Below are 22,734 nucleotides of genomic sequence, written 5' to 3' on the forward strand. Positions count from 1 at the left end.
TAAATTTTTCTGTCTTACCAATAAGTTGTTTTAATCCACCTTTACCAAGCACAATAGCTTCGACAATTAAACCTTTATCTAAACTATTATTATCGTGAGGTGCAAAAAGTGTTTTAGTGTTAAATGGCAGCTTAGTTAATTTATAATATTCTCTATCTTTTTCATCATTGTAATATATATCAAAATTATTTAAAGCTTCATTTTTTAACTGACTTTTACTATCAAAGAGACCAAAATCAAACCAAACCAGTTGTTTTTTTTCGTCCCTGTTTCTGGATCTATACTCGGATCATATTTAGGGTTTTTAATGCTATTTCCCTTATCATCTCTTAATAAATTTCCCTCACTATCTTTTATAAATTCCTCTATTAATTCTTTTTGTTGTGGATTATTTTCAGGTTCTCAGGCATATCACTTAAAATCAACTTGTGCTAATTTTGAATCTATAAATAATACTTTTGTATAATGCATTTCTAAATCAGCATCTAAATTACCTGGACGAGAATATTTATAAATATCAATTTTATACTCATTTTTTAGATGTGAATTTTCTTGTTTTTTTGTGTATCATCATTTACGATAACACCATAATCAAACACTCTTTCATCATCACCAGTATTACTCCGATTATCTTGTAAAAATTCTTCAAATGTTCTATCTAATACTTCTATTCTTTTACCATTAATTTTTAAAACTTCATTCTCACTTAACGTCGTATTAAATATTACTTTTAAAGGTGTATGAGCTTTCCATCTACCAGCTCAATATTTCTTTTCTCTCTGTTTAACGCCTATACTCTTAGTATCTTTTGGATCTCTAATTAAAACATCATCAACTAAACGAGTTGTTTTTGCATCAAAATCTACTCACTTACCTAATTCTATTTTTAATCTTTCAAAAATTTTTGTTTTTTTAGAAAAACGAAAAGTTGGGAACAACATTTTTGTGGTAAAATATGTTTAGTTTTCGGGGGAGTTGTTCCCTACTTTTCATTTTCTAATTTTTTTTAAAATCAAAAAAGCTGCAAGTAGGTTGCAGCTTTTTACACACTAATTTTTTACGCATTCTTGATTGTTTATCTTTGGCATTAGAAATTGTTGACTTCAAAGAACAAAAAATGAGCTAGTTTTATGATTAAATTCCCAGATTTTGTCACTTCTTTTCTCCTTTTCTAGATTTTTTCTTAGCTATTTCATCGTATCTTTTCTATTTCAATTAGTCCATTTCTATCAAAAATATCTCAATCTAATTCTGGGCTTTTCTTAGTCTTCCCGAACCGACCTTTCTTTCCATACTTTTTTAGTTAATAATTTTCTTTCAGTCCTAAATTATAATGTTAAATTATTTTTCCGCATTCTTCATACATGTTTTTTTCTCTAAACTAACTTTGTTTTTAGAGAAATGTATAAAAATGCTTTATAGCTCTGACTTTACGTATTTTTTTGTATACCTCAAATATAAATCTAACTCTTCTAATTTTAAATGTCTTGTCATATTTCAATAATCCTTTCTTAGTTTTTGTTTTTAGATTGTTATTTTGGCGGGGATATCCTCACCAAAAATGGTTGTGCACAAAAAATTAACACCTTGCAATGTTAATTTTTACTGTTCACTTTTACTTTTCGGTTTTTATTTTGAAATTTTAAATGTTTATTCAGTTTGGTAGTTCATTGAATTCATTAGATTCATACAAATCAGGATATAAATAACACAATAAACGCATTCTTTCATAAAAAGAACCTGGGTTTTGAGTTGTTTTACCATCTCCTAAAAATGCCCCTGCTTGAGTATCAATAACCATAGCACCGCCATATGTTTGTGATGTTTCTGTGTATAATGAAGTTGCATTACCCTCTGAATCAAATATCATTGTTCCAGATGATCCACCATTTAAATCAAACAATCTCGTATCAATTCTTAAAGAAGGCAATGAGGTTGAAACGCCACCATAACCAAGTCTTCCGATTGGTTTGTTTAGATTACCAATAAGATATTCTCTATATCTCTTCCCACTGTTTGTGTCGCCGCTAGCGTTTTGGGCTTCAACAGGGAAAGAAGCTATAGTTCAACCTAAATTAGTAAACTCAGAAAGATGTAAATTATGGATACTTGGTTTTAATGTTTTAATATTTTTGATAGACATAAAGAAATCATAAACACGCTTTATGCTTTTTTCCTTATCATTTGCTGGCTGGTTAATTGGTTTGTTTTTATAAAAAATGATTCCATTTTTTTCCTCAAAAACATTAAAAATGTCTTTAAAATCCGCAATACCCACAACCATATCTGCTCTAGAAAGTGAATTGGATGTATGTTCGGAATATGTTTCTCACTTGTCATCAGTATTAATGTCACCATAATTGTTTTTGAAATCAATTGCGGAATTAGGAAATACATTATCATTATCGAATGAGTTAATTAAATCCACTTTCACCCTTACATCATTTCATTCAATCCCTGGATAGAATCTTTCACGTGGGTCGTGTTTATCAATACTTCATCCGCCAACAGGCGATTTTATTGGTTTTGGAGTATCAAAACGAGGATTATCAAATACTTTTGATTTTGGTATAAAACCTAATCTTCCCCAAACGTGCTGGTTGGTCGAAACATAATATCTAAAGTCTGTTGGGTCGTTTGGATTAACCTTACCAATAATTGCTCATGTTCCTTCAGCTGCTTTTTCCTTATCAAAATTAAATGTTCTCTGTCTTGCGTTTATCACGTTTGGTTCCTGATCTTCGCTGTAAAGTCTTATTGAGGAACCATCTAATTTCGTATCTAGATTTACATAATTATCTTTAAAATTTAACTGTTCCAAACCTATGGTCTTTATATTTTTGTTGCCTACTGGCTTATAATCAATTGTTTTATCACTAAATACATCAGAATAGTAAATAAATAGTGATGAATTTCCTAAAAATGCTGAATTATTCAATGAAAGATAGTGATCACCTAATCTTTCAAATATTTTTGTGTCATCGAAAAGAGACTTAATTGTAAAAGTGATTTCGTTTTCATTTTTGAGTTCAGCCTCAAAAATATAACGTGAAGCTATTAGGTTTTTGAGGTCATGTTCTTGTTTTTTTGAATGTCTAACCGCTAAATATTCAAAATTTAGATTGTTTAACTTTTTGTGTTCAACAATTTGTTTGTAAGGAATTGAAATATAAACAAATGATTTTGAAACATTTCTAACAGACCACAAATTAAAGCTGCCAGTAGATGTGTATTGAACAAAAGGCTCCATTTCAACTAAATCAGTTAGTTCTCTTTGTTTAGGGTCAAATTCGAAACCAAGGGTAATTATGGCATCATCTAAATGGTAATTTAGATTTTTAAATGGTAATAGATTTTTTGTAATAGAAGCTTTGGTAAAGTATTTATTAAAATCTCATTTTAAATCATAAATTTGCTCACGGGGAGATATCATGTGAGTTCTAACATTTTTACCGTTTAATACAAGATTTATTTTGTCATTTCTTAATTTATTGCTTATAACAGTATCTGTGTTTGAAATTATTTTAGATTTATATCAATTTTCACGTTCATAGTTTATTTTTGCATAATGGTTTTGAAGAGAATATTGAAAATCTTTTGGTAAATCGTTTTTATCTTTAAGAAGTAATGAGTTTTTTGTTTCACCATCTTTATACCCAAATAGATAATCATCGTTTGCATCTTTATAATCGAATTTATACGAAAATTCTTTATTTTTTAGTTGACTCACAGAATTTTTAAAATTATTAGCAGGTACCACTTCAACTAAAGTTAAATTCTCAACTATACGAACCGAATTAAGGGTATACAATTCATTTTCATAAAATCCATTAAGATTGAATTTACTTCATTTTTTAAATGGAATAATAATTTTTTGCTCTTTCAAAAATAGGTTTCAATACCCATTTATTCGACTGTTTTCAAAATCTTGCTGTTTTCTTTTAAAAACCAATTCAATCGATTTATTGTTGAATCTATCATAATCATATGTGTCAAAATTAAATGCGATAGATCCAAATAGTTTATTATTATCGCTATCTTTATAAAGATTAAACTTAGTTATCTGGTATTCTTTATTAATTTCAGTATATTTTTTAAAAGTGTATTTGCTTTCGAAAGGTAAAGTTATCAATCCTTTATCTAAATTAAATCTGGTTATAACAAATTCTTCAATATTTTTAGGAAGTGAGCTTATATCAATTGATACTTGATTATCATTAGTATTTCCTGAAAATATATTACTATATTTCACAAAAGGATTAGTTGATTTGATTTCGAATTTAACATTTTTATATTTACTTATATCGCCATTAAAATTAATTTTTAAAAAGTTGTTGCTTTTTTCTACAAAATTTATTTCGGGCAACATTTCGGAATCTAATAATTCATTTTGTCCCTCAATGACAATTTTATTTGAAACGCCACCCAAAAACCTTCACTCATTTGGATTAGACCTTTCGCATACCTCTAAACCTAAAATTTCTTTTACATTTGTGACATTAAAATATAAATTTAGAATCTCTTCATACAAACCATCGCGATTTCTTTTTTTATTATCTATTTGCATATCATGGTATTCAAGTTCATTATTTTTGGTTAGCAAAATTATTCTTGCCTTCATAGGTAATTCAAATTGTGGGCTCTTTTGAATTACCTTAACAGCTAATGAGTGATTGTTCCCGTTTGATGGTCATGTTCTTCACTTATTTTCGTTTTTAACTGTAAAGTTGTTAGATTTGTTCCATATCTCTTTTGCTATTAAATATTTATTTTTTGAATCAAAATCAACTTCTTGATCTAGATTATTTACAACTCTTAATAATTTTATTTTATAGTTTGTGTTAACATTCGATAAATTAGCAATTAAAAGATTATTCGTATTTTCAACTCTAGTAAGTTTGATTTTATTCTCTTTACCATTATCACTGTATAAGAGTGATAATGGTTTATTTTTATCTATAGCAAAGTTTGATTTTATTAATACTATCAACTGACCTGAATCATAGCGTGCTTTAAAAAAATTGAATTTTTGATAATCACTATTGTTAAATGTTATATCAGTGGTAAGTTCTTTATTATTTAAAAAAGTCTTATACAAATCAAAAATTGAGTCATTTTCGTCAAATTCATTTTTATCCAAGACGTTAGTTTCACTAACAAAATTTCAGTTAGGTGATATATCATGTATTGGTTTATAATCAAAAGTTAGTTTTGCATTGTCAGTTGGGGAAAGACTATTATTTTGCTTTGGTTTTTGATCAATTTTTTTCTCTTTGATTTGTGTATTTTCAGTATTTATGTCTGATACGGTAACATCTTTTCTTGGTTTTTTATCTTGTGATTTTTCATCATTTAAATTAATATCAGTATTTTCTAAATCACTAATTTTTGAATTATTTTTTTCACACGAAACAACAATTCCCGAAATAAGCGCAGGAAAAGTAGTTATAGCCAAAACGGGTCTTAATAGTTTTTTAATTTTCATTTTATTCCTTTAACTTTAATGATAGAAATTATAACAAGTTTAATGTTAAAACAGACTTATTAAACTGTGTTTAATTTTGAATTTTGAAGATGCTATATTTATCATTAAATTAACGAAATAATTTTAATTTTATAAACTCAATTAAGATTGTAAATATTTATTAAAAAATTCAAACCGAGCTTTCAATATTGCTTGATTTGAATTTTTAAATCACAAACTGAATTTTATTAGAACATGAGTTAGTTCGTGTATTAAACACTTAAAATTATTTTGATTTAACTATTGAACCAAAATTAATTGGATTTAAGTCAGTTATAGGTGCTATAGCAACATTATCAGTTATTTTAAGTTTATATTCGCCAGTTTTTTTGTTTAATTCATAGATGTCTTTGTCATCATATTTTATTTCTCTACCAGCCTGCGCTCAAGAAATACCATCCAAGTTAAACGATGAAGGACTTTCACCTTGTAACTCAATGAATGGATATCCTTTAAATTTTTCAAATTGTGCGATATAAATATAAAACTCTTTATCATTTATCTTTTGGACAAATGGTTTAACAGCAGTTGAATTTAATAAACCATTATTTTCATTATAAAATTTAATTTTTAATAAATTTGTTTTTTCTGGACTTTTGCTGTTTGGATTAATGTCTGTAATTAAACTATTGAATGTTGAATTGGAATCAATAATTTTAGCCTTAAGTGGAAGAGCCCCTCCGAAACGGAATTTTTCAATTTGAGTAATTAATATTTTGTCTGAGTATTTTTTGAAATCAAGTTTACGAGCTATTAGTAACTTGCTTTCAAATTTTTCACCTTCATAAATGAATGAATATTTAGCGAATATTTGATTATTAATTATTTCCTTGTCGATAAACACTAAATCGGTAATGCTATTTTTAGTATTATCGTCCACCACAAAATTTATATTGTCTTTTGAAATTTGATCAATTTTGCTTCATCTATCGACTTTCTTGAAGTCTAATTTGATATCGATTTTGGAATCAAATTTTAAGATTTCACTTTTGATTTCCTCATTTGATTTCTTCATAAATTCAGTGCTGTCTATAGTTTTAGTAACTAAATCAGACTCACCTAAAAGTTGGTTTTTTAATTTAAAACTAACTTTTATTTTATCGTTTGTTTTAGATATATTTTCGTTAGAGATTTGATAATTTTCTTCTAAACCAGTGAATACTATATTATTTTTAATTGAATCAGGATTTTTAGTTGCATTCCAGAAAGTAATATTAGAAGAGTTTTGATATTTTATTTCTATTTTCTTTGCTAAATTATTCAGAAACTCTTTTTCAGGCATAAAGTTAGATTTTTCGATAGAAATAACCATCTTCTTCGATTCTATTAAATCTGTTTTTGATTTAATAGAATATTCAACTTCTATTTTATCGGCCAGTTTTTTGGCAGAATGAAAAATAAATTCAAAACCATTCTTAATATCGGGAACAAAATTCTCGGGTTTTAATAATTCTTGATCATTAATTAAATTGAACACCTTTTTTTCTTGATTGACATAACTAATCTTACGTACAATATTTGAGAAATCCATTTTTTTCTCTGTATCATTACTATCTAAAATTTTAAACTGAGATTTTTCGATACTTTTTACAAATATTTTCGATTTTTTATCGTTAAATTTAAGTTCATATTTAACTTCTATTTTATCGGCCAGTTTTTTGGCAGAATGAAAAATAAATTCAAAACCTTCGACAATGTTATTAATTAAATAATTATTGGAATTAGATATTTCCGCATTAGTTACAGAATCAAAAGTTTTAGTGTTAGAATTCTTGAAAGCAATACTCATATTTGCATTTGCCGCTTCAAAGTTTACTTTTTGTTGCTCTTTATTTTTACAAGAAGCTGATATAGACAAAGGTATAGCGACTGAAGTACCAGCTGTTATAAAATTAATTATTAATTTTCTGTTCATTTTTAGTTTTCCTCTTTAGATAAATATAATTTTATTTACCTGAAAACAATTTTATATAAAAAATCTACCTTATGAAAAAATTATTTTATTCTTAAGGCAGATATAACTAATATGACATTTTTTTATGGAAAAACCAATTTTATTAAAGTTTATTATTGATAATTGAATTAATAGTGTCTTTAACTGGCGATTTAATTAGAAATGTTCCAGCCACGCACGCATCGGCACCCGCTTTGAATGATTGAGGTCCGGTTGAATCATTTATTCCGCCATCCACTTGAATTAAAAATTGATATTGATTTTTTGATCTGATATTTTTTAAAAGAGAGATTTTTTCTAATGCTGTTGGAATAAATTTTTGTCCACCGGCGCCAGGTTCAACCGACATAACTAAAACTAGTGACAGATACGGTAATAATTCCTGTATTTCAGAAACACTGGTGGCCGGTTTAATAGCCAAACCGATACGACATTCGTGATAGTTGTCTTTTAAAAAAGACAATAGTTCATCATTACTAGTCGCCTCATAATGAATAGTCACAATATCAACTACATCCTTAAACTTATCAATATAATCCAATGGATTTTCAACCATTAAATGAGCATCCATAAAATGTTGTGGTGCTATTTTTTTTATTTCAATAATTTCTTCTAATTGTATCGCAGTATTTGGGACAAATTTTCCATCCATTACATCATAATGAATTCATTCAATACCTTCTGAAATCAAAGTTTTAGCCATTTCAATCCTTTGGTCTTTTTGAACATTTAATAATGATGGTGTTACATATTTTTTAATCATTTTTAGCCTCCTTCGCCATTTTTATGTAATTTTTATATCTAAACTGAGGAATGATACCATTTTTAACTTGAATTTTTATATTGCAATATTCTTCAGGCTCGTTAATGTGCAGACATGATTTAAATTTGCACATTTGACCAAATTCCCTAAATTGTTTAAAAGACTGAGCAAGTTGGATTTTTGTTAAATTAATATCAAAACTAGAAAAACCGGGTGTATCAATCAACTGTCCTCCTAGAATGTCAATAATTTGCACAATTCTAGTAGTATGCTTACCCCTATTTGCAAATTTTGATATTTCCTGAGTTTCAAAATTAGTTCCAGCAATTCAATTAATAAATGTTGTTTTTCCAACTCCTGATTGTCCCATTAAAGAGATTACACGACCCTTGAATATTAGCTCTACATTTTTCAATGTTTCACTATTGTTGTAATCTATTTCAAAAATTCTATAACCCATAGTCTGATATTCTTGTTTTCAATCACTAATGGATAAATCAACCTTAGTTACAAAAATTATGGGCTCAATATCATTCGATTCTATGAATGCTAAATATTTATCAACTAAATAAGATTGGAATGTAGGTTCAACAACAGACATAACAACAATTATGGCATCAATATTTGCAACTTTAGGTCTGATAAATGAATTCTTTCGTTTTCGTACGCTGTTTATATAACCGTTGTGTTCAAATTCAACTATATCACCTACAATCGGTTCAATATTTTTATATCTAAAAACACCGGCTGCCGGCAAAAAATGCATATTTCCTTTCTCATCCTTAATATGATATTTACCACCAGTTAAAGAATATATTTTTCCTAACAATGAAACTTCCTCCATTTCTAAACCAAAATAACCAATAATATTATTCCAATAACAACTAATATCGATATAAGTACTATCGATGAAATTAAAAACGTCTTCGAATTAATAAAATCTTGCAATGTTCGTTTAGGCAGAATTTTTTTTACATCAAGTGGTTTTTCATAAAATCTATCTGGATGAATACATGTTTTAAGGTCTTCACGCATACTTCACATACTTGCGTATCTACTATTCGGGTCCTTTGCAGTAGCTTTAATAATAATATTAGCAAGAGACTGTGGAACATCAACAATTTTTGTAATATCCGGTATTTGCGAATGCTTTTGTTTGCGCAATGTTTCACTTGCATCTGCCCCACGAAAAGGATAAAAGCCAGTCAGCATTTCAAAAAGTAAAATCCCTAATGCATAAATATCGGATTGAATCGTTGGTTTGTTATCTGACATACACAACTCTGGAGCCATATAGTATACTGAACCAATAACTTTCGAATCTTGCGTAAATCTTTGACTGTCTTCACCAAGAGCTAAGCCAAAATCAATAATCTTTATATTTCTATCGCGTGTTACCATAACGTTATTGCTTTTAATATCTCTATGAATTATTTTAAAACTATGAATTTCACCTATACCCTCAGCAATTTGCATAGCATAATTCACAGCAGTTTTAGATATTAATTTACCACCTCTAGATATATTGGTTTTTAAACTATCTCCATCTATAAATTCCATAACTAAATACTGCTCAGTGTCACTAACGTATGAATCAATATATTTCGCAATTCTTGATGAATTAATTGATTTATATAGGGCAATTTCTTGTTTGAATCTTCTTGTAGTTGTTTCTATATCCCCATCTTTTTTAATAACAAAATATTTTAGAGCATATACTTCGCCCGGTTTTTCTAGTGATTCGACCTTAAAAACGTTACTAAAACCACCACTACCAATTGCGGCTAAAATTTTATATTTAGTATAAACATGACTATTTTTGCTTGGTGTCATTTTATCTCCATTCCGAATTTTCTGCTATGACAGCGTAAACTGCAGAAGCATTATCTGTTGAACGATTTTCTAATGCAGTCTCTACCAATGATTTAACTGCTTTTAATGAGTCCAATTCAGATTTTAATGTCAACTCAATTGCGGGTTTTTCGATGAAATTATGTACCCCATCACTAGTACATAAAATTCCATAAACACGTTCAATTTCTTGGCTCAAATCAAAAATTTCAATTTTAGTTTTCTTTTGAGGTCCTAATGCCGATGTTAAAGCGGTATTAAATCTGGTCTTTTTAGCTTGTAATTCTGACATGCCTTCTTCTCGAATTAATCGATTATAGAGATTTTGATCAATAGTTATCTGTTTCAAATCGCCTGATTTAGTTAAAACCCATGTTCTAGAATCACCGATATTAAAAATGTATAAAAAATTTAGTTTCGTACTAAAAATTGCGGCTGTTAGCGTAGTCCCCATATCCATCTTAGCTTCATCATTTTCACCTAATTTTTTCATTTCACTTCGGGCCTGTTCAACACAGTCTTTAAATCATTTTGCATATGATGAGATGTCATTTCTTTCCAATGGGATAGATTTTTGAAAATTATCATTGAAAACATTAACAGTGATATTTGAGGCAAACGCTCCCCCAAAATGACCTCCCATACCATCACATAAAATCAGCATACCGCAATCTTTTTTTAGAAAAATACCTGTTTTATCTTGATTTTCAGTTCTAATATTACCTACAACACTCAACTCACCAAAATTATTCATACAACTCTCTCATTAAAAGTTTTTCTATTTCTTCAGCCGCTCTGATTGGATCATCGTTAACAACGTTGTATTTAAAAATATCCTTGTCAGCCAATTCTTCCTGCGCTTTTTTAAGTCTTTTGTTAATATCGGCTTGAGTTTCAGTGTTTCTGCCAATGATTCTGTATTTTAAATCATCAAAAGAAGGCGGTAATATAAATACTGTAATTATGTTATATTTTTCCGTACTTTCTTGATTTTGAAGAATTTGTTTTGCTCCATATGTCTCAATTTCTAGAAAAGGGATTTTATTCTCATTATGTATACGGTCTATTTCACTACACAAAGTACCATAATAGTTATCAAAATGAAAACTATATTCTAATAATTCGTTTTTTTCAATCTTAGATTTAAAATCATCCTTTGAAATAAAAAAATAATGTAAACCGTCAATTTCGCCAACACGAGGACTTCTAGTTGTTGCGGATACAGATAATTTAAGTTTTAACTCCTCTTTAGTAAATAAAATTTGTTCGATTGTACCTTTACCTACTCCACTAGGACCGACAAAGATAATAATAGGTTTCTTTTTAGATTTATCATACATAGTTATAATATTATAGTTAAAATATAAATTAAATGGATAATAAAGATAAAAAATGGTTCAATTTAAAATTGTTTGAGCTTAAAAAGAAGGGACAAAACAATGAAAAAGAGTTTGAAATTTACAAAAATTATAAATACATTTAATTTAGCTTCTATTTCTTCTGTTTTTGTAATTTCTTCATCATGTTCTAATAAAATCAATGATATTTCATCATCGGTGTATAAAAATGAACAGAATTTTAACAGTATTGACGAAAAAAACCAAGTATTACACATAACTAAAAAAGCAGATTTTTTTAATTTTGATTTAAATGACCCGAGCAAAACATACAGCAATATTAATTATTACACTGAAGGTAATGCATCACCCTATATCAAAATAAAAAAATCTCTGCAAGCGTTTAAAAAATACTGGAAAATAGACAAAAACGAAACACCGGGTACAATAAATATCTTAAATAAATATGATGGACCAGACATTACAATCAACGCAGTTAATGATGAAATAATTATAAAAAAATATAGTAAAAATAAACCTCAAGAGGTTGATAATTATGTTGATGTATTTGGTGATCGCATCTTAATTAATAAAAAAGTGTGTGATTTTGGAGTTGATAAGAAAATAAAAACAAGCGAATATGGATTCAAAATACTTGCTTATGAAAATGACATTTTAATACCTTATTACATATTTAATACCTTGTTTTTGTCGCCTAACTATATTAATTTATATTACGATGGAAGGAAATATCAACTTTTCCAAAAAATTGTAAATTTCGATAATAAAGAATTCGTAAATTTTTTTAATTTCGCTTTTCCTGGAATCCCGCCTTTCAAGGGAATTAGAGAAGACTCTTATAATTCGTTAAAATTTCTTATGAACAATTATTACGGCTTAAATAAGTATTATGAATACACATCATGGGATGCAATGCTTGATAAATATAAGGAGGCGATGTTAAATATTAATCCCGATAATTACACAAGGTCATATTTTAATTTCTTCAATAATTTAAATGATTTACATTCTAATATTATTACTCCATCATTATTCAACTATCATATTAAATATCATGAACAAAGCAATAAAAGAAAATTGTATACAAAATTAGATATCGAATTAAAAAATAAACGATCTATGCTCTTAGAGAATAGTACTCAAAACACTAATTTCTTTGGTTATTTGAGAAATAATTTATTTATTTCTTTTGATGAATTTGCTGAAAACATTAATGTAAAAGGACAAAATATTCAATTAAAAAAATTATTTTTATCTTCGATTTTAAACTTAGAAAAGAACAAAGATATCAATAATGTAATTATTGATTTATCAACTAATGGTGGTGGTGACTTATCCATAATGTTGTGAATTGCTAAACTACTATCAAAAGATAAGGAAATATCATTCTATAATTATAATGATTTAAATGAATCTCTAATGAAATCTACAATATCAAATACCAAATTCAATAGTGAATACTTAGGGGAAAACTTTACAAAAGCAAAAAATATACTGAAAAGTAAGCAAATAGTTTTATTAGTAAGCAATAACACATTCAGTGCTGCAAATTTGCTCACTTCAATAGTTAAAGATTTTAATTTAGGTTTAATAATTGGCACAAAAACTGGTGGGGGCATGGCCTCAATTATGCCTACTGTTTTGGCTGATGGGACCTCTGTCGCGATATCTTCAAATAACTTATTTTTGAATAAGAATCGTACTCAAATTGAAGATGGAATCGAACCTGACATCAAATTATCATATGAAGATTTTTATAATTTTAGAAAAATCGAAAAAATAATAAACAACTTTCATAATAACGAAATAATCTAATTTCGTTTTTTGGTATTACATATTTCAAGATAATCTCACTCAAAGACATATAAATTAATAAGTAATAGTATATAATTCTAAGTATAATTTAATATTAAATACAATCCATCAAGGAGGCACTATGCCAAGTTTAATAATCTCAATAATCCTTATTGTTGTTTCAGTAATAGTAATTATTGTGTCTTTAATGATGTCTCCAGACTCAAATGGCTTTTCAGGAGCATTGGTTGGTTCTGGTGACTTGGAACTATTTAAAGCATCAAAAGAAAGGGGCGTGAAGAAATTCATGAAGTGAACTATGTTCACCATGGGTGTTTTAATAATCATACTGGCAGTATGTGTTAAAATCTTCACTAAATAATTTATGATAAATACCGAAAAAATATACGAATATATCAAAAACAATCCAAAAACTTCATTTATTCAAATAGCAAAAGGTTTAAAAATACCTGTTTCAAAAAACAAAGAATTAACAACGACATTACGCAAAATGTCGGATGATTTTTTAATTTCTTTGTTCAGAAATCAAACTTTTATTGCATTAGAAAACATTACTAAAGTTACTGGTAAATTAAAATATGCTTCAGAAGGGAAATTTGCATTCGTTGATGTAGTGAGTGATTTAAATCCTGAAGAATATGAATCATTTTTTGTGCCTTCACAATATTTTAATAAAGCCTTGTCTGGAGACACCGTTATACTAAATGTCTACAAATATTTAGATCATAAAGATGAAAAAACTTTTGGTGTAGTTTCATCAATAGTTGAACGTAATAATGACAAAATTAGTGGTGTATTGGAATTATCTGACGGTCAAATAACTTTTAAACCTCTGAAAAAAGAGTTTAAAAATATTAATTTTATAATTAATGAATTCAAGGTCGATGCGCGACTTGACGATTTAGTCATGGCCAAAATTCATTCATATAAGGACCGCAATATTGAAGTGAATATAGTTGAAAAAGTTTCTAATTTATCTGACCCATTATGCTATGTAAAATCGCTTTTATCTGAGCGTGAATTACCAAAATGTTTTGAAGAAAATGTAATAATTGAATCTAACAATATTCCTGACAGCATAGATGAAAAAGGAATGAAAAAACGTGTAGATTTTAGAAACGAATTAGTAGTAACAATTGATGGTGATTCCACCAAGGATTTTGATGATGCCATTTGTGTTAAGAAAATTGATAATAGATATTATGAATTGCAAGTTCACATTGCTGATGTAAGTTATTATGTAACTGAAAACAGTGAAATTGACAAAGAAGCCTTGAAAAGAGGAACTTCCACTTATCTGGCTAACCAAGTTATTCCTATGCTTCCGGAAAAATTGTCTAATGGAATTTGTTCTTTGAATCCTAACGAAGATAGATTCACAATGAGTATCATCATACAAATTGATAATTATGGACACACTATTTCTTCTAAATTAGTCCCTGGTATCATAAACTCAAAATACAGATTAACTTATAATCGTGTAAATGAATTTATTGATGATAAAAAACGTTTTGATGATAATAATTTAAATAAAATGCTAGGTTTAGCTTATGAATTAACACAAAAAATAAGAAATGTTAAAAATGATGAAGGCTACATAGATTTTGAAATTGAAGAACCCAAAATAATTTTTGATCAGGATAACCACGTTGTTGATGTTGTGGTCGATAAATGTGGAGCAAGCGAGAGAATGATTGAAGACTTTATGGTCAGGGCTAATGAAGAAACTGCAAAAATTCTTGAGGAACATAAAATACCATTACTTTTTCGTGTGCATGAAGCACCTAGTGAAGAGAAAATAAATTACTTCAAACAAGTTATGAACGCTCTGAATATAAAAGTAAAATTAGGTAGCCAAAATATAACTCCTAAATCTTTCCAACAAACAATAGAAAAAATTAAACAACAGAGATTTGATAGTTTTCTACAAATAATGTTTTTAAGAACTATGTCAAAAGCTGTTTATAGTCCCGATAATATAGGGCACTTTGGGTTGGCTTCAAAACATTACTGTCACTTTACAAGTCCAATTCGTAGATATCCTGATTTGATCGTGCATAGAGTGATTCGCGAAATTCTTTTAAATAATGATAGAACTAAAATAGAACACATGAATAAGATTCTAGACCAGATAGCTTTACAGACGAGTGAATCTGAACAGAAAGCAATGCAAATTGAAAGAGATACCAATGATCTTTTATATGCTGAATATTTTAGAAATAAAATAGGTCAAAGCTTCAACTGCCAAATCGTAAGCGTTTTAAAATTTGGTATGTTTGTTGAATTCGAAAACAAAACAAACGCTCTAATTCATATTTCAACTATGACTGATGATGAATACTCAATAAATGATGAGGCAACCGAAATTATTGGTGCTAATTCTAAAAATAGATATCGTTTAGGTGACAAAGTTGCAGTAGTTGTTACTAAAACGGACCCGATAAATGGAAAAATTGACGCTTGTTTAGTCAAAAACTATGGCGATTATTTTAAAAACTTAAAAAATAACATAAATAAACCTAAGAAAAATTTAATTAAAAATGGAAAATAGAAAGCTAGTTAAAAATTCGCTAGGTTTTGATTCAAATTTGTATATTTATCAAGATAAGGATATGTTTAATTACTCTGTAGATACAATACTTTTAGGAAATTTTGTATTTATAAACAAGCGTATCACCAATATGCTTGAAATTGGTACCAATAATGGTGCATTAGCTATTTTTATCAGTGAGCGGCACAAAGATTTGAATATTGATGCAATTGAAATTCAATCAAAAGCAGTTGAGTTAGCCAAAAAAAATGTTGAGCTTAATAATAAATCTAATCAAATTAATGTTATACATGCTGATTTCAATGATTTTTATCAAAATCACACTCGTAATAACCTAACAAAATATCAATCAATAGTAGTTAATCCACCATTTTATCCACCTGAAAATATGAAGGTTAGCAAACACGTTAATGAAGAAACATTAATTGCAACTCACGAAATAAAATTAAATTTAAAACAAATTATTCAAGGGAGTGCAAAAATTGTTGAGCAAAAGGGCTATTTAACTATGGTTATTCCTGTAGAGCGAATTGTTGATTGTTTTCAATACATGCGAGAATTCAAGTTCGAGCCCAAAAGAATACAAATGATAATCCCAAGAGTTAATGATAAACCAAAATTAGTATTAATAGAGGCAAGATATCAAGCGGGTTGGGGCATTCATTTTTTGCCAAATCTTTATCTTCATGATGCTCAAAATAAAATCGATCATGAATATTTACCCGAAATTAAAGAGCTATACAAACCAAAAAAAGTTTAAGGAGAATTATGAATAAGAAAACGTGCTATATTACAACCCCGATTTATTATGTCTCAGGCCCATTACATATCGGACATTTATACTCAACAATAATGGCTCGCACTATTGCAAACTACAAACAAATTATGGGTTACGATGTCAAATTTTTAACAGGTAGTGACGAACATGGACAAAAAATCCAAAACAAAGCCGAAAAATTAAACAAGAACCCCCAACAATTTGTTGACGAATTAGTTTTTACTTATAAAGAAATGTGAGAAAAATGAGATATTCATTTTGATTATTTCTCAAGAACAACAAACACACATCACGAATTAGTTGTAAAGAAAATATTTTCTTGATTTTTAGAAAAAGGATTTATTTATAAAGATAAATACGAAGGTCTATATTCAGTTGAAGATGAAGAATTTTTAACAGAAGCACAAGCACTGGAAATCGAAGGAAAATATTATCACCCAACTTCAAAACATGAGCTTATTCGTATGTCTGAAGAAAGCTACTTTTTTAAAATATCTCAAATGCAACCATGATGAGAGAGTTATGTTCAGGAAAATAAAGACTTTTTAATCCCGAGCAAAACTTACAATGAAATAATGTCAAATTTTGTTAATGAAGGATTAGAAGATTTGTCGGTTACTAGAACCAATGTAAAATGAGCAATACCTATTAATGAGGAACCAAATCATACATTATATGTTTGACTTGATGCTTTATTCAACTATGTTACTGCTTTAAAATTTGATTTAACAAACCCCGGAGAAGATTATCGTAAATACTGAGAAAATGGTAACGAAATTATTCATATTTTAGGTAAAGAAATCTCTAGATTCCACTTCATTTATTGACCTATGTTTTTAAAAGCTATGAATATGAAATTGCCAACCAATATAATGAGTCATGGTTTATTAAGAGACAAAGATGGACGCAAAATGTCTAAATCTCTAGGAAATGCTATCGAACCAGAATATCTTTTGAAAAATTATCACCCAGAAATGGTCAAGTATTACTTTGCTAGTCAAATAATTTTTGGTGAAGACGGAAATTTCAGTGAAGATAAACTTAAGGAAATGGTCAACGCTGACTTAGTGAATAATTTTGGAAATTTAATATCCAGAACACTTAAAATGATCTCAAACTCATTTGAAAATGGCACCGTATATAAAAGTTCAGATAACGAAATCCATTTAAATATTGAGCAATCAATCTTATCGTTTGATACCGAATTTTCAGTACTTATGGATGAATTTAAAATTGATAAAGCATTTAAGAAAATGGTCGAATTAAGTTCAAAATTAAACAAATATATTGATGAAACCACACCATGAAAACTAACAGATAATTTAGAAGAATTAAATTTAATTTTAAATAGATTATTAAATGGTATATACTCAATTAGTTGGGCTTTACAAATTGTTATGCCACGAAAAATTGAGGAAGTTGCAAGCGCATTAAATGTTAATAGATTTAACAAAGACAAATTACATGATTTCAAAAAATTTGATAATATCAAACCTATTGAGAAATTTATGTTCTTTTCAAGATTAAAATAAAATGGAGGAAATATGATTTACATAGTTTCAAAAGAAATAAAAATTAAAAAAGAATCCAAGGATGAATTCAATAAATTTATCAAGGAATGAATATACAAATCTAAACAACAAGAATTGAATTTATCAATAGATGGTTTTTGAGTTGCTGATAAATTCTTGATTTTTGAGCGTTGAAGTTCAGAAGAAAGTTTTTTGAAATTCACTAAATTGCCTGAATATAAAGAATTTTTGACAACAATTGAATCTTTTGGTACAGAACCATTAAAAGTAAAGAAATTCAAGACTATAATTTAACTAAAAATAAAAAAACGTGTATATTCGCTATACACGTTTTTTTTAATTATTGAGTTTAATTATCAATTGATTTTAAATCTTTAATTTTTGCCAATGCATTTACTTTTGAGGCATTTTTTATTTTTTCTTTTTGTTTTTTTCAAACCATTAAAGAAATTGTTGCACTGATAGGGAATAAAAACTGAAATGCACCAATGTTCCAATCATTTGCATAAAATATCCTATGTTTATAATAGATTACTCCTAACGGGATTGCAATTACATGCAGTAACACAGATACAATTAAAAAACACAATATCAGTTTTAAAAATGTATAAGCAAGTTCTTTTTGTGGAGCACCATCATTTTTAGCATTAACTACTGCAACAATAAATAATACTAGTAACAATATTGCTGAAATAATAAATGCAAAAATAGATAGTGTAGTCACTGTTCAAAAGGATATTTTTTTGATTTTCATAAACTTATAAACTTGTTAACTCTTTCTCTTTCTCGGTGGTCATTTTATTAATAATTTCCACTTTTGCATCGACATGTTTTTGGATAACATCTTGATATCTTTTTTGTTCATCTTCACTTAATTCTTCATCAGTTTTAATTGCCTTCATGGCATCTTGACGAGCGTTTCTTACGCCTATTTTTGCTTGTTCAGTATATTTCGCAAGACTTTTAACTAATTCTTTTCTTCTTTCAGAAGTCAAGGCAGGAAATGTTAAACGAACTTGATTACCTTCATCAACTGGCTGTACACCCAAATTAGCTGCTAAAATAGCTTTACAGATATCTTTAACTGATGATATATCAAATGGTTTTACAAGTAATTGAGCGGGTTCTGGTACTGATATGCTGGCTAATTCTTCAAGCGCAGTTAGTGTACCATAGTAGTCAATTTTAACACCCTTAATTAGTTGAGGGTTAGCGCGTCCTGTCGAAATTTTCGATAATTCAAAACCGTAATGATGAATAGCTTTTGTAGCAGTTTCTTCAAAATTCAATAAATATAAATCTAATTCCATTATTTAGTTACCTCCGTTAATTCAATTGTTCCTTCGATTGCTCTTAAAATTGCATCGGCTTCTTGGATATCAAAAACTATTAATCCAATATTATTATCTCTAGCCATTGATGTTGCCGTTAAATCCATAACTTGTAATTTTCTTTCAAGAATTTCATCATATGTTATGACATCAAATTTCTTCGCATTTGGATTATATTTTGGATCTGAATCATAGATGCCTTTAACTCCGTTTTTACCCATAAGTATTACGTCAGCCCCTATTTCAGATGCGCAAAGCGTTGCAGCAGTATCTGTCGTGAAGTAAGGTCTACCTGTTCCACCGGCAAAAATTACTACCTCACCATTTTCTAAATATTTTATAGCTTTTTCATTAATGTAATATTCAGCCACTCTTTGGTCTATATTAAGAGAAGATTGGACTCTAGTTTTTAATCCTATTTCTTCAAAACCACTCTGCAATGCTAAACCGTTCATGATTGTAGCAATCATTCCAATATAGTCAGCTCTATTGCGAGGAATGCCGTTTTTCTCGGCACTAGCACCTCTTCAAAAGTTGCCTCCACCAATTACAACGCTAACTTGAATTCCTTTTTCGACAATTTTTTTCAACTGACGAGCAATGTTTTCAACTAAAGCGTAATCAATTGCTAAACTTTTTGACTTATTTGCTAAACCTTCACCCGAAAGCTTAACGAGTATTCTTTTGTATTTCATAATTAGTATTACTCCCTATTAATTAATTATCAATATTATAAAGTAATTTGTACTTAAACTTAAATCTTACTATAAAATATTGTTGTTTTTTCCAAAATACAGATATTTGAATAGTTTAAGGAAAATAAAAATAGGGATTGTTTCATAAAATGTGTTTTAGCATTTTAAATTAATATGTATATTAATGTATAATTATTTAATAAAGAGGAAAACATGAAAAAAAGCAATATAGAAATGACAGGTGACCATGTAAACCCAGTCATTAAAAATTTGGTTGACCAACTAAAAAAACATGAAAACAAAGTCACAAATCACCCACCAATTGAGACAAGAGAATATAGAGATTATAAAAAAATCATTGAAATAAAAAATTTAACAAAGTCATTCAAAATAAAAGGGGGCAAACTGCTTGCCGTCAATGGCATGAGTTTAAATTTTTACAAAGGTTTAAATACCGCCTTATTAGGATCAAACGGTGCAGGTAAAACCACCACGGTTGAAATGGTGGTTGGAATTTCAAAACCAACATCGGGAGTCATAAATTATCTTTTTGATGGTATAGTTAACAACAAAATGGATGCATCGAAAATAGGTATTCAATTTCAGGATTCGTCATATCCACAAGGTTTAACGGTACTGGATGTTATAAATTCAGTTAATAAAATATATGGTGCAAAAACATCAGGAAGGGAATTACTATATCTGACTAAGGTGTTTGGAGTTGATGAGTTCTTATCAAATAAGGCTGCTTCACTTTCTGGTGGCCAACACCAACGTCTTAATGCCTTGCTGGCAATTATAAATAAACCTGAACTAGTTATTTTGGACGAGTTGAGTACTGGATTGGATTTAAAAATTAAAACTAGATTGATAAATTTCATTAAGGAATATGTGAAGGAAATTAATTCAACATTATTAATTATTTCTCATGATATTAGAGAAATTGAGCAACTAGCAGACAGGATTGTAATAATGAACAAAGGAAAAGTAGTTTACGACCAGACAAAAGAAGAGACTATTCAAATTTATGGGTCTCTCGGTGCTTGTTTAGACGAATTTATTTAGGAGTATCATGAAGATTTGAGCGATAAACAATAAGGAAAAAAATCCTTTTAAAAAATCAATAAACCACAAATCAGATAATACGTTTTGAGGTATCATTCAGATAATTAATAAACACTTCTGAAAAGCCTTTGTTGGTCCTTTTTTTGCTTTTTGTTACCCAATAGTTTTCACAATAATTCTTGGTACTATTTTTAGTTATGAAATAATCATTGCCGCCACTTTTTCAATCGGACCTCTTGCAATCGCTTGTGTTGCGTTGCCAACTGCTTTATTTGAATTTAAAAAGTCAACTTTATTGAAAAGGATTGGAGCAACGAACATAAAACCAATAAACTTTTTATTAGTAATTGCATGTTATTACTTCTTAATAATGATTTTTTCAGGTCTTTGAACAGGGTTAGTCAGCTTAGCATTTTTTGGAAGTCGATATTTTAACGAAGGTAAAGAACTGTATTCTGTAGCCTTAGGAAGCGAAAACATTATTGTTCGTTTGTCCTCAATTAAAGATTTGTTTACAAGAATCCACTGAGGTGGTTATGTATATAGTTTCATAGTTTTAACAATGGTTTCTCTAGCTGTTGGATTATTCTTGGTATCGATTTCTAAATCCATTTTGATGATTCAAGCAATTGGGTCGACCTTATTAATACTGACAATGTTTTTATCTGGACAAGTTCTTCCGCTTGCGCAGATTGCGGGTGTAAAAACCATGTGATACTTATCATATTTAACGCCATTTAAGTCTCCAATAGTTCAAAACACAATGGCATTTCAAGGCGCAGCACATACATCTCAGTTATTTTATGTAAACAATACAAGTCATGCTTTAAACAATAATTTATATTCTTATAGTGAATATGAAACACTATTAAAAAGTATGAGCAATTTTACAAAATCGCTTAGTTATAATATTAATGAGCAAAATCAAGCCATTAACCCAAATCTAACATTGGATAAATTTGTTATTACCATGAATGGATTTGACCAAAATACAGTAACTTCAATCGAGTATGGAAAATATAACATTTTTAATGCTAATGAGGTGTACGGCACAGTAAATGCATTAAACGGGTCATACTCAGCTAACACAACTTTTGAGTCTTTATTGAAATACAGTATTGATAAACAACTAAATATATTATTAGATACAAATTCAACACCAAAACAAATTGAAGAAGCCAAAGGATTTTTAACAATGCTTGTAATGAAAGCTCCCACTTCACAAGCAAACCTTTTGGAAAATCTTAAATGAGTAAATGAAATCAATAATATTGCTCCAGGTTCTAATTTAGCAGAATTATCAACCACATGAGTTAATAATGCTCTTAATAACGAAGTATTAAAACAATACTCAGATAAGTTTGTTCAAATTAGCGGTTCGTACTTAAACGATGATTCAATAATAAGAATTGGAACCAAAACAGAAAACATATTAAACTTTGTTTTACCATATGCTTGGTCAATCGTGTTATTGGCCTCAGCACAGAAATCATTTACATGAAACACAAGATAGGAGA

At 28.5% G+C, this 22,734-nt stretch carries 18 protein-coding genes and 1 pseudogene; 8 read left to right on the forward strand and 11 right to left on the reverse strand.

Features of this window, described 5'->3' with window-relative positions; genetic code table 4:
- The 8 genes and pseudogenes from NW238_RS03620 to gmk form a co-directional block, all read right to left on the reverse strand.
- Window positions 1-905, reverse strand: a pseudogene (locus NW238_RS03620) (Mbov_0399 family ICE element protein); the annotation flags it as partial.
- A gap of 737 nt (window positions 906-1,642) precedes the next feature.
- The gene (locus tag NW238_RS01185; RefSeq protein WP_258451669.1) at window positions 1,643-5,485 is read right to left on the reverse strand and encodes a hypothetical protein; all 3,843 of its coding nucleotides are present in this window, start codon (window positions 5,483-5,485) and stop codon (window positions 1,643-1,645) included.
- Window positions 5,486-5,750: 265 nt separating this feature from the next.
- Window positions 5,751-7,439 (reverse strand): hypothetical protein, encoded by a 1,689-nt coding sequence (locus NW238_RS01190; protein WP_258451670.1) that lies wholly within the window; start codon window positions 7,437-7,439, stop codon window positions 5,751-5,753.
- A 142-nt stretch (window positions 7,440-7,581) separates the two neighbouring features.
- Window positions 7,582-8,241, reverse strand: coding sequence for a ribulose-phosphate 3-epimerase (locus tag NW238_RS01195; protein WP_216505376.1), 660 nt, complete (start codon window positions 8,239-8,241; stop codon window positions 7,582-7,584).
- Entirely contained in the window at window positions 8,234-9,070 is an 837-nt protein-coding gene (rsgA, locus tag NW238_RS01200; RefSeq protein WP_216505375.1) for a ribosome small subunit-dependent GTPase A, read from the reverse strand. Before rsgA ends, NW238_RS01195 begins: the two co-directional genes overlap by 8 nt.
- A 17-nt stretch (window positions 9,071-9,087) precedes the next feature.
- Window positions 9,088-10,074, reverse strand: a complete 987-nt coding sequence (locus NW238_RS01205) for a serine/threonine-protein kinase (RefSeq protein ID WP_216505374.1) — start codon at window positions 10,072-10,074, stop codon at window positions 9,088-9,090.
- A gap of 1 nt (window position 10,075) precedes the next feature.
- Complete coding sequence (locus NW238_RS01210; RefSeq protein WP_216505373.1) at window positions 10,076-10,846, reverse strand: PP2C family protein-serine/threonine phosphatase; 771 nt, start codon at window positions 10,844-10,846, stop codon at window positions 10,076-10,078.
- On the reverse strand, window positions 10,839-11,432 hold the full coding sequence (gene gmk / locus NW238_RS01215; protein WP_216505372.1) for a guanylate kinase: 594 nt from the start codon (window positions 11,430-11,432) through the stop codon (window positions 10,839-10,841). The genes NW238_RS01210 and gmk overlap by 8 nt, the downstream gene beginning before the upstream one ends.
- A 99-nt stretch (window positions 11,433-11,531) precedes the next feature.
- Between gmk and NW238_RS01220 the strand changes: the two genes are divergently transcribed.
- The 6 genes from NW238_RS01220 (at window position 11,532) to NW238_RS01245 (ending at window position 18,420) form a co-directional block, all read left to right on the forward strand.
- Window positions 11,532-13,265 (forward strand): S41 family peptidase, encoded by a 1,734-nt coding sequence (locus NW238_RS01220; protein WP_258451671.1) that lies wholly within the window; start codon window positions 11,532-11,534, stop codon window positions 13,263-13,265.
- 121 nt (window positions 13,266-13,386) lie between these two features.
- Complete coding sequence (secG, locus tag NW238_RS01225) at window positions 13,387-13,626, forward strand: preprotein translocase subunit SecG (protein ID WP_216505370.1); 240 nt, start codon at window positions 13,387-13,389, stop codon at window positions 13,624-13,626.
- A gap of 3 nt (window positions 13,627-13,629) precedes the next feature.
- The gene (gene rnr, locus NW238_RS01230) at window positions 13,630-15,816 is read left to right on the forward strand and encodes a ribonuclease R (protein ID WP_258451672.1); all 2,187 of its coding nucleotides are present in this window, start codon (window positions 13,630-13,632) and stop codon (window positions 15,814-15,816) included.
- Window positions 15,806-16,576, forward strand: a complete 771-nt coding sequence (locus NW238_RS01235; RefSeq protein ID WP_216505368.1) for a tRNA1(Val) (adenine(37)-N6)-methyltransferase — start codon at window positions 15,806-15,808, stop codon at window positions 16,574-16,576. Before rnr ends, NW238_RS01235 begins: the two co-directional genes overlap by 11 nt.
- Before the next feature lie 8 nt (window positions 16,577-16,584).
- Entirely contained in the window at window positions 16,585-18,126 is a 1,542-nt protein-coding gene (metG, locus tag NW238_RS01240) for a methionine--tRNA ligase (RefSeq protein WP_216505367.1), read from the forward strand.
- Window positions 18,127-18,138: 12 nt separating this feature from the next.
- Window positions 18,139-18,420: a putative quinol monooxygenase gene (locus tag NW238_RS01245; RefSeq protein ID WP_216505366.1), complete on the forward strand. Its 282-nt coding sequence runs from the start codon at window positions 18,139-18,141 to the stop codon at window positions 18,418-18,420.
- Window positions 18,421-18,475: 55 nt separating this feature from the next.
- Here the strand turns inward: NW238_RS01245 and NW238_RS01250 are convergent, their stop codons facing one another.
- Genes NW238_RS01250 through pyrH form a run of 3 tightly spaced genes read right to left on the reverse strand, consistent with a single transcriptional unit; the run spans window position 18,476 to window position 20,152 of the window.
- Entirely contained in the window at window positions 18,476-18,850 is a 375-nt protein-coding gene (locus NW238_RS01250) for a hypothetical protein (protein WP_216505365.1), read from the reverse strand.
- A gap of 34 nt (window positions 18,851-18,884) precedes the next feature.
- On the reverse strand, window positions 18,885-19,436 hold the full coding sequence (frr, locus tag NW238_RS01255; RefSeq protein ID WP_216567798.1) for a ribosome recycling factor: 552 nt from the start codon (window positions 19,434-19,436) through the stop codon (window positions 18,885-18,887).
- Complete coding sequence (pyrH, locus tag NW238_RS01260; RefSeq protein ID WP_216505363.1) at window positions 19,436-20,152, reverse strand: UMP kinase; 717 nt, start codon at window positions 20,150-20,152, stop codon at window positions 19,436-19,438. Before pyrH ends, frr begins: the two co-directional genes overlap by 1 nt.
- Window positions 20,153-20,365: 213 nt before the next feature.
- Here pyrH and NW238_RS01265 point away from each other — a divergent pair, with 213 nt between their 5' ends.
- Together NW238_RS01265 and NW238_RS01270 are read left to right on the forward strand one after the other, a co-directional pair.
- Complete coding sequence (locus NW238_RS01265; RefSeq protein WP_246526026.1) at window positions 20,366-21,217, forward strand: ABC transporter ATP-binding protein; 852 nt, start codon at window positions 20,366-20,368, stop codon at window positions 21,215-21,217.
- A 7-nt stretch (window positions 21,218-21,224) separates the two neighbouring features.
- Window positions 21,225-22,730 (forward strand): ABC transporter permease, encoded by a 1,506-nt coding sequence (locus tag NW238_RS01270; RefSeq protein WP_216505362.1) that lies wholly within the window; start codon window positions 21,225-21,227, stop codon window positions 22,728-22,730.
- Window positions 22,731-22,734 lie beyond the last annotated feature (4 nt).

Origin of the sequence: Mycoplasma zalophidermidis (assembly GCF_024742155.1) — a bacterium.
In the GTDB taxonomy this organism is placed as follows: Bacteria; Bacillota_I; Bacilli_A; order Mycoplasmatales; family Metamycoplasmataceae; genus Mycoplasmopsis; species Mycoplasmopsis zalophidermidis.